The sequence below is a fragment of the Cohnella terricola genome, from assembly GCF_007786475.1.
Lineage (GTDB): Bacteria > Bacillota > Bacilli > Paenibacillales > Paenibacillaceae > Cohnella > Cohnella terricola.
Map to the genome: position 1 here is coordinate 25,662 of NZ_VNJJ01000026.1, position 7,261 is coordinate 32,922.

Here is a 7,261-nt window from a genome sequence, read left to right on the forward strand (position 1 = left end):
CAGGCGAAAAAAAAGGAACGTCCGATTTTCGAACGTTCCCTGGGTGTTATTCTTCCTTCTTGCCTTCATTCGCAATCGCGGACAATGTAATATCGTTGCTATCCGACGTCGGTTCTACATAGTTGCGAAGGATCGAGACCTCGACGCGCCGGTTGGTGGCTCGGCCTGCGTCAGTGGTATTGCTCTCGAGCGGACGGAATTCGCCATAACCGATCGCGCTGAACCTTTGCGGGTCGAACGCGGGGTTCTGGAGCAATATTTTCATGAAGTTGATCGCCCGTTTGGAGCTAAGCTCCCAGTTAGACGGGAACTCCGTCGTGCTAATCGGCTGGTTATCGGTGTGGCCGGTGACGAGGATCTCGTAGTCCGGATACTGTTGAAGCATGTTGCCGATCGCCGTCGCCAGCTTCTGGGAATCGGGTTTGACCGTCGCGCTTCCGGAAGAGAACAGCGCATTATCCCGAATGGTAATCAGGAGTTGGGACTGGTTAAGCTGCGTCTCGAGTTGAGTAGACAGCCCGTTCTTCTGAATATATTTGTCGAGATCCTTCTTCAGTTTCTCGAGATTCTGCTGTTCCTGTTGTTTCAGAGCTTCGCGGGTCTTGCTCTTCTTCCCGTCGTCCATCCGGTTAAGATCTTCAGCCGTGCGCCGCTTTAACATGTCGTCTTCGGTAATCGAGCCTTTATCCAGAATGCTGATCCCGGAGTTGAAGGCCGTCTTGAAGGCGCGGCTCATTTCTTCGAACTTGGACGTATTGACCGCGCTGGCCGCGTATAGCACGATAAAGAGGGCGAGCAACAGCGTCATGAGATCGGAATAAGGAAGGAGCCAGGATTCGTCCGCATGCTCCTCATGCGGTTCATGCCGTTTTCTGCTCACGTTGCGCCTCCTCCTTCTCAACGAACGCCAACCGCTCCGTAGGAGTAAGGAATACGAGAAGCTTCTGTTGAATCGCGATCGTGGATACGCCGGATTGAATCGACAGCAATCCTTCGACCATCATCAATTTGAGATCGATCTCGCGTTTGGAAAGACGTTTTAATTTATTGGCAATCGGATGCCAGAGGACGTAACCCGTGAAAATACCGAGCAGCGTCGCGATAAACGCGGCCGCAACGGCGTGAGCGAGCTTCTCCATCTCGGACAAGTTGCCGAGAGCGGCGACGAGGCCGATAACGGCTCCGAGTACCCCGAGCGTAGGCGCGTACATGCCCGCTTGGGAGAAGATTTGAGCGCCGCCGCGATGGCGTTCTTCCGTAGCCGAGATGTCTTCGAGCAGAACGTCCCGTACGAAATCTTGATCGTTGCCATCGATAATCATGCGCATGCCTGTTTTCAGAAAGCTGTCTTCGATTTCGTCAACGCGGGCCTCCAGGGCAAGCAAGCCTTCCCGGCGAGTAATCGTAGCCCATTCCATGAACATGCCGATCAGCTGTTGGCGAGGCAGCAGCTTCGGTTCGGCGAAGATGAGTTTGAATAGCTTCGGAACCTTGGCGAGCTCCGACATCGGGAACGCCATAAAGACGGAGGCGCATGTTCCGACGAGAATGATAACGTAAGCAGCCGGATTGTTAACCAAACTAACAAGCGGAGCGCCTTTTAGGTACATACCCACAAGAAGCGCTACAAAACCCAGACCTAAACCAATAATCGTTGAATTTTTCATCGTACACCCCGGCATATAGAAGAATGTTATGTACGCGACAGGAGCTTACCCTCACAACCGACACGATACTAGGTTTATCGACAGAAAAGGGCCAAAGCTTTAGAGGTTATCCCTTTTTTCATAAATTCATCTAAAAGTAGAGGAGGCACAGCGATGGATAAATATCCGTTGTTAGCGCCGGAAGAGTTGGACGAAGGGCTGAAGAAGCTGGAAGGCTGGAAAACGGAGGAGAACGGCAAATGGCTCGTGCGCACGCGGATGCTCCCGTCTTTTAAGGAAGCAGTGGCGTTCGTGAACGAGGTTGCCGCCATTGCGGAAAAGATGAATCATCATCCGTTCATCGGAATCGACTACAGACGCGTGACCCTTCGGCTGACCACGTGGCATTCCGGAGGATTGACGCGGCTCGATTTGGAATCGGCGCAAGCGTACGACCGTATTTTAAAATGAAAAAACCGCGGGACCCGGGACGGGAGACGTCCGGGAAGTCCCGCGATCATCGAGGCTACTTAATTAATCGTCTCTGGCTACCTTCGGGAATAGAGCGATCGCATAAAGCGCCGCGATACCGATGACGATATACACGATCCGCGATCCGACCTCTTCTGTTCCCCCGAAGAGTTCGCTGACGACGTCGTACTTAAACAAACCGACGGACAGCAGGTTCAAACCTCCGAGAATAACGAGAATCAGGCTGATGACGTTTAACGCCTTCATTCAGTAACAGCCTCCTTAATGGGGTTATCACACCCTTTTCTGGTGATACTGCCTGAGCAGCTGATTCTTGGATGTTCACTATAGTTTTATGAAAGGGTCCCGTCTCTTATGCCATACCATGCATAACACGCTGACGATTCCGTGCGTCGCCCTTCGATCGTATGCGTCCGTCACGACGAATCCGGCCTTCTCGTAGGCTCGAATCGCCCGTTTATTCCACTTCTCTACCTCAAGATCGATCTCCGCGCCGGGTTTTCTTCGTTCCGCTTCCCGAACGACCAATCCGGCGAGAAACGCGCCCCAACCGCGATCGCAGCAGTCGGGCCGCAGGCCCATCCCGATTCGAACCGCGCGATCCATAGGGAATAATTGAACGTATCCGACCAATTGCGGTTGTCCTTCGATCCGAACGGACAGATATTGCCGCTGCCGAATTTCGGGATCTCCGAATTCTCGGCCCTGCTCGACCATGGCGTCCCAAGGCGGCCACCGAAAAAGATCGTACGGTTCGGGGTAGCGCCAATCGCAGATGTCCCGGCCATCCTGTTCGGTCATCGGTTCCAGCGTTAACGGCGGTATAGCGGGGGCTTGCATAATTGTCCTCCTTGCATAGACGCAGAGCGTGCTGATTCCAATGAATTCATTATAAGGGATCGGGGGTGTTTTCGCGTTAGGAAGAGGGTAGCAATTGGGGTTGGGGAAGTCGGGAATATACAGTCTTAACGTCCCAATTGCCGGCGGTCGTGGTATGATAGGGAGGTTGAACGAAGGCATAAAGGAGATTGGACGGATGGGAAGGCTTGTCTTCTTAGGTTGTATAGCATATTTGGTGGTCGGAATCGGGCAATTGGTCGTCGGAACCGTCATGGAACCGATGGTCGAGGCCTATGGCATTAAATACGGGGACGGCGGGCAGTTGGTCATGAATCAGTTCCTCGGCGGACTGGTCGGCATCATGCTGGCGCCGTGGCTGATGGGGCTAATCGGTAAAAAACCGCTGCTGCTCTCCGCGCTGGGCGTGATGGCCGTCGCCGAAATCATCTATTCGCTGCATCCGTCATGGGGTGTGATGCTGACCGCGGCTCCGTTCGCGGGCTTCGGGTTTGGCACGACGGAAGCGGTCGTAGGCTCGTTCATCATCGGATCCGCATTAGGGAACGCGAACGTGGCGATGAGCCGGGTCGAGGTGTTCTTCGGAGTCGGCGCGCTGCTGATGCCTTTTGCAGGTGCGGCTCTTATATCCAGTGGGCATTGGATCTCGGCATTTACGGTTGTCGGGGTGCTGGCGGCGCTGGCGATGGTCATGTGGTTGGTTTATTGGCCGAAAATACTCGATCGTCCGAAAGAGAATGTCGCGCACGCGGCGGCCGAATTGTCGAAAATGCCGAATCGCGGCCGCGTCTTGATCGTGCTCGCTGCTTGTTCGATGTTTTTCGCCGTGTACGTCGGCTTCGAGATGAGTTTCGTGCATTATTTGCCATCGCTGCTGGTCAAAAATAACGGGCTGTCGGAATCGACCGCATCGTTATCGCTGAGTCTGTTCTGGGGAGCGATGGCCCTTGGGCGGGTCGTATCCGGCCAAGCCGCGGATCGCTGGGGCGGCGGAACCTATATGCTGGTCACTTGCATCTCGGCGGCTATCCTCTTCATTATCATGGGCGGACTGGACAGCACGTGGGCAACGTTCACGCTGACGTTCTTGGCGGGGCTTGCGATGTCGGGTATGTTCGCGATCGCTCTCGTCTTCGCCAATCGCGCCGTTCCCGGAATGACGGAACGGACGACAAGCTTGCTGATGGCGTTCGGAGGGATCGGGGGAGCGCTGCTGCCTAAGCTGACAGGTTGGTTCTTAGACGAGAACGGCGTAGGCGCGACCTGGTGGTTGTTCGCCGGATATGCGGTTCTGATGCTGGGCGTCATCATCTGGGCGCTGTTGTCGGCTAAGCTGCTGGAGCGGGCTCGTTCTCGTTCGGGAAGCGTCGGAGTATCGGCATAGGAATGATATAGGAAGAAGATTCGCTGATAAGGGGTAGAAAACAATGAAAAATATCGTGTCGGTAAGATGGCTGCTCGCTCGCATGTATGAGCCGGATATCGTTATCGTGGATTGCAGATTTAAACTCGGAGAGCCGGAGGCTGGACGGAAGGCTTACGAAGAGAGCCATATTCCGGGAGCCATCTATCTGGATCTGGAGAAGGATTTGTCGGGGCCGATCGAAGAGCACGGCGGCCGTCACCCATTGCCGGACGCGGCTGAGCTTGCCGCGCGATTCGGCAAAGCGGGCATCGGCAACGAAACGCGGGTCGTCGCTTACGACGATCAGGGCGGGGCTATGGCATCGCGCTTATGGTGGCTCCTACGGTATCTGGGTCATACGAACGTGTTCGTCCTGGACGGCGGATTCTCGGCTTGGCGGAATACGGGATGCCCGGTATCGGACGAGCAGAGAGTGATTATCCCGGCGTCCTTCCTCGCGACCGTGCAGCACAACATGCTGATCGAGATGGACGAGGTTCGCGAATCGTTAGGCACGGACAGCTTCGTGCTGATCGATTCCCGTGAGGCCCCTCGTTATCGCGGCGAGGTAGAGCCGATCGATCCGGTAGCGGGACATATTCCCGGCGCGCGGAACAAGTTCTGGGCCGAAAGCCGCCACGCCGACGGCACGTGGAAAGACTCCGACGAGCAGCGCGAGCGCTTCGCCGACCTGTCGCCGGAAGACGAGATCGTCGTCTACTGCGGCTCCGGTGTAACGGCCACGCCGAACGTGCTGGCACTCGAGGAAGCGGGCTTCACTCGGGTGAAGCTTTATGCGGGGAGTTGGAGCGATTGGATCTCGTATAGCGAGAATCCGGTGGCTACGGGGGAAGAATAAGAGCCGAGATGCCGCGTCGGACGCGGGTTTGGGGCTGTGACAGGTTGCTGTTTGAGGACCTGTTGCGGCCCTTTTTGGGTTTTCCGTTCAACAGCTTGCAAACAAGAGGATGAGGAAAGTAGTTGCAGGAAGCACGGAGCCAGCCACAGTTGGGCAGTCGGGTCATATGGTCCGGTTCATCCAACCTTACGCTCCGGCACAAACTCGGTACTTCTGACGGCACAACAGGCTTGGGATCGGGTTATTGCGGCACTTGAATGGCTCGGAGCATTAGACCTACCATCCTAGCGCCTCAGCGTTTGTTCGGTTAGCATGTGTCCGACGTACTGGCGAACGTGGTCGGCGGTCAGTTCCTCCAGCTTGAGCGTCGGGTACTTCTCGGTCAGCCAACGTTGCAAGTAGCGATAGTGGCTTTCGCTGAAGCGAGTAGAAAATTTTTTACAGAATTCCTTTACAGGAATATTCTCAATATGGTATATTTCGTTTATGGAAAAAATTATCAAAAGGAGTTGATTAGGGATTGATGAACGAAGAGGTTACCGCCTTTATCGAGAACTTGGGAGAAGCTTGGAAAATTGAGCTTTCTAAGCGGCTGAGAGAGATGGTTCACCAAACCATTCCATCGGTTGAAGAACGAATTCAATACAAGAAGCCCCATTTTCTGAAAAACGGCCACTATGCCGCAGTAATTTCACCTTCGAAGGATGCGATAGCCTTTATGATCATGAACACAGCTGGGATGGACTTTCCGAAGGGCTTCGAAGGACCGCCGGAACGCAAATGGATCAAAATTAAAGAGGGAGTTTCCCCAGACCACACCGTGCTTTCCTCGTTACTGGCTCAAGCCACTCAAGCGCTCTAATGAAGAGACAGCATTGGGTCGGAGAATAACAATATGGAAACGGAGACGCTCGGTGCTTTAGCAGAGCCCACTCGAATGCGGATTGTGGAGCTGCTACGCAACGGCCCACTTACCGTAGGGGAAATTACGAATAAGCTGCAAATCCGGCAGCCACAAGCATCAAAACACTTAAAAGTACTTAATGAAGCGAAAATCGTTGATGTGCATCCAGTTGCCAATCGTCGGTTTTACAAGCTTAGACCCCAGCCCCTTCAGGAGATGGATACCTGGCTTAGCACGTTTCGCAGTTTGTGGGAAAATCAATTTGATCAGTTGGATGAGTATCTAACTAAACTCCAAAACCAAAGTAACAGGGAGGAATAGAAATGAACCATGAAGTGTTGTTAACTCGTGAATTTAACGCTCCACGCGAACTCGTGTTTAAGGTGTGGACGGAGGCGGAGCATTTTAGCAAATGGTGGGGTCCAAAGGGATTCTCACTCGAAATAAGCAAGATGGATGCTCGTCCGGGGGGGATGTTTCTCGGCTGTCAGAAATCCCCTGAAGGGATGAGTATGTGGGGGAAATTTGTTTATCAAGAGGTGAACGAGCCAGAGAAACTTGTGTTCGTTCAATCGTTCAGTGATGAACAAGGGAATACAGTACGTGCTCCATTTAACCCGAATTGGCCGCTTGAGATTATCAACATCCTAACTTTCACAGAAGAAGATGGAAAGACCACAGTAACATTCAGTGGCGGTCCAGTGAATGCATCGGAAGAAGAAGTGGCAGCATTTGAAGCCATGAAGCCGATGGTCAAACAAGGGTTCGACGGTACGTTCGAACAGTTGGACCAATACTTGGCCAGCCAACAATAAAGGGGAAAGCGACGTTCCAATTATGGAATGTCGCTTTTTGATATTATAGTGTGCAACAACATACAACAACCTGCAAACATTAATCCCTCCGGGTGCTACCTTGCTTCACTTGGCCTTTTGTTGGCGATCCGCTCGGCTTGACCCAGCCACAGGTGGATATGGAGTGCTACGATAAAAATGCAGTCGAAAAACACCCTCGTATGAAATAAAATGAAAGCTAACGAGGGGACGAGTGACAATGAACAGGTACGACAAGGCATTCAAAGAAGAAGCAGTAAGATT

At 53.3% G+C, this 7,261-nt stretch carries 10 protein-coding genes; 6 read left to right on the forward strand and 4 right to left on the reverse strand.

Annotation, left to right across the window (positions count from 1 at the left end; translation table 11 throughout):
* Window positions 1-46 precede the first annotated feature (46 nt).
* Both FPZ45_RS24290 and motA read right to left on the reverse strand, forming a co-directional pair.
* Complete coding sequence (locus tag FPZ45_RS24290; protein WP_144707249.1) at window positions 47-880, reverse strand: flagellar motor protein MotB; 834 nt, start codon at window positions 878-880, stop codon at window positions 47-49.
* Window positions 861-1,667, reverse strand: a complete 807-nt coding sequence (motA, locus tag FPZ45_RS24295; RefSeq protein ID WP_144707250.1) for a flagellar motor stator protein MotA — start codon at window positions 1,665-1,667, stop codon at window positions 861-863. Before motA ends, FPZ45_RS24290 begins: the two co-directional genes overlap by 20 nt.
* Window positions 1,668-1,820: 153 nt before the next feature.
* On the opposite strand from motA, the gene FPZ45_RS24300 reads away from it, so the two are divergent.
* Window positions 1,821-2,117, forward strand: coding sequence for a 4a-hydroxytetrahydrobiopterin dehydratase (locus FPZ45_RS24300; RefSeq protein ID WP_144707251.1), 297 nt, complete (start codon window positions 1,821-1,823; stop codon window positions 2,115-2,117).
* A 63-nt stretch (window positions 2,118-2,180) separates the two neighbouring features.
* On the opposite strand, the gene FPZ45_RS24305 is transcribed toward FPZ45_RS24300, so the two are convergent.
* Window positions 2,181-2,384, reverse strand: coding sequence for a DUF378 domain-containing protein (locus tag FPZ45_RS24305; RefSeq protein ID WP_144707252.1), 204 nt, complete (start codon window positions 2,382-2,384; stop codon window positions 2,181-2,183).
* A 78-nt stretch (window positions 2,385-2,462) separates the two neighbouring features.
* The gene (locus FPZ45_RS24310) at window positions 2,463-2,978 is read right to left on the reverse strand and encodes a GNAT family N-acetyltransferase (RefSeq protein WP_144707253.1); all 516 of its coding nucleotides are present in this window, start codon (window positions 2,976-2,978) and stop codon (window positions 2,463-2,465) included.
* 196 nt (window positions 2,979-3,174) lie between these two features.
* Here FPZ45_RS24310 and FPZ45_RS24315 point away from each other — a divergent pair, with 196 nt between their 5' ends.
* From FPZ45_RS24315 to FPZ45_RS24335, 5 genes are all read left to right on the forward strand, one after another.
* Window positions 3,175-4,380 (forward strand): MFS transporter, encoded by a 1,206-nt coding sequence (locus tag FPZ45_RS24315; protein WP_144707254.1) that lies wholly within the window; start codon window positions 3,175-3,177, stop codon window positions 4,378-4,380.
* Between the two features lie 43 nt (window positions 4,381-4,423).
* Window positions 4,424-5,260, forward strand: a complete 837-nt coding sequence (locus FPZ45_RS24320) for a sulfurtransferase (RefSeq protein WP_144707255.1) — start codon at window positions 4,424-4,426, stop codon at window positions 5,258-5,260.
* 523 nt (window positions 5,261-5,783) lie between these two features.
* Window positions 5,784-6,122 carry a DUF1801 domain-containing protein gene (locus FPZ45_RS24325; protein ID WP_144707260.1) on the forward strand — a complete coding sequence of 113 codons (339 nt, stop codon included), beginning with the start codon at window positions 5,784-5,786 and terminating at the stop codon, window positions 6,120-6,122.
* A 33-nt stretch (window positions 6,123-6,155) separates the two neighbouring features.
* The gene (locus tag FPZ45_RS24330) at window positions 6,156-6,485 is read left to right on the forward strand and encodes an ArsR/SmtB family transcription factor (RefSeq protein WP_144707256.1); all 330 of its coding nucleotides are present in this window, start codon (window positions 6,156-6,158) and stop codon (window positions 6,483-6,485) included.
* Window positions 6,486-6,487: 2 nt separating this feature from the next.
* The gene (locus tag FPZ45_RS24335) at window positions 6,488-6,979 is read left to right on the forward strand and encodes an SRPBCC family protein (protein WP_144707257.1); all 492 of its coding nucleotides are present in this window, start codon (window positions 6,488-6,490) and stop codon (window positions 6,977-6,979) included.
* Window positions 6,980-7,261 lie beyond the last annotated feature (282 nt).

What these genes read in the sequence shown, in the direction of transcription:
- FPZ45_RS24330 (WP_144707256.1), top strand. Translation starts at nt 6,156, where the DNA reads ATGGAAACGGAGACGCTCGGTGCTTTAGCAGAGCCCACTCGAATGCGG.
- FPZ45_RS24325 (WP_144707260.1), top strand. Translation starts at nt 5,784, where the DNA reads ATGAACGAAGAGGTTACCGCCTTTATCGAGAACTTGGGAGAAGCTTGG.
- FPZ45_RS24315 (WP_144707254.1), top strand. Translation starts at nt 3,175, where the DNA reads ATGGGAAGGCTTGTCTTCTTAGGTTGTATAGCATATTTGGTGGTCGGA.
- motA (WP_144707250.1), bottom strand. Translation starts at nt 1,667, where the DNA reads ATGAAAAATTCAACGATTATTGGTTTAGGTCTGGGTTTTGTAGCGCTT.
- FPZ45_RS24300 (WP_144707251.1), top strand. Translation starts at nt 1,821, where the DNA reads ATGGATAAATATCCGTTGTTAGCGCCGGAAGAGTTGGACGAAGGGCTG.
- FPZ45_RS24310 (WP_144707253.1), bottom strand. Translation starts at nt 2,978, where the DNA reads ATGCAAGCCCCCGCTATACCGCCGTTAACGCTGGAACCGATGACCGAA.
- FPZ45_RS24305 (WP_144707252.1), bottom strand. Translation starts at nt 2,384, where the DNA reads ATGAAGGCGTTAAACGTCATCAGCCTGATTCTCGTTATTCTCGGAGGT.
- FPZ45_RS24320 (WP_144707255.1), top strand. Translation starts at nt 4,424, where the DNA reads ATGAAAAATATCGTGTCGGTAAGATGGCTGCTCGCTCGCATGTATGAG.
- FPZ45_RS24335 (WP_144707257.1), top strand. Translation starts at nt 6,488, where the DNA reads ATGAACCATGAAGTGTTGTTAACTCGTGAATTTAACGCTCCACGCGAA.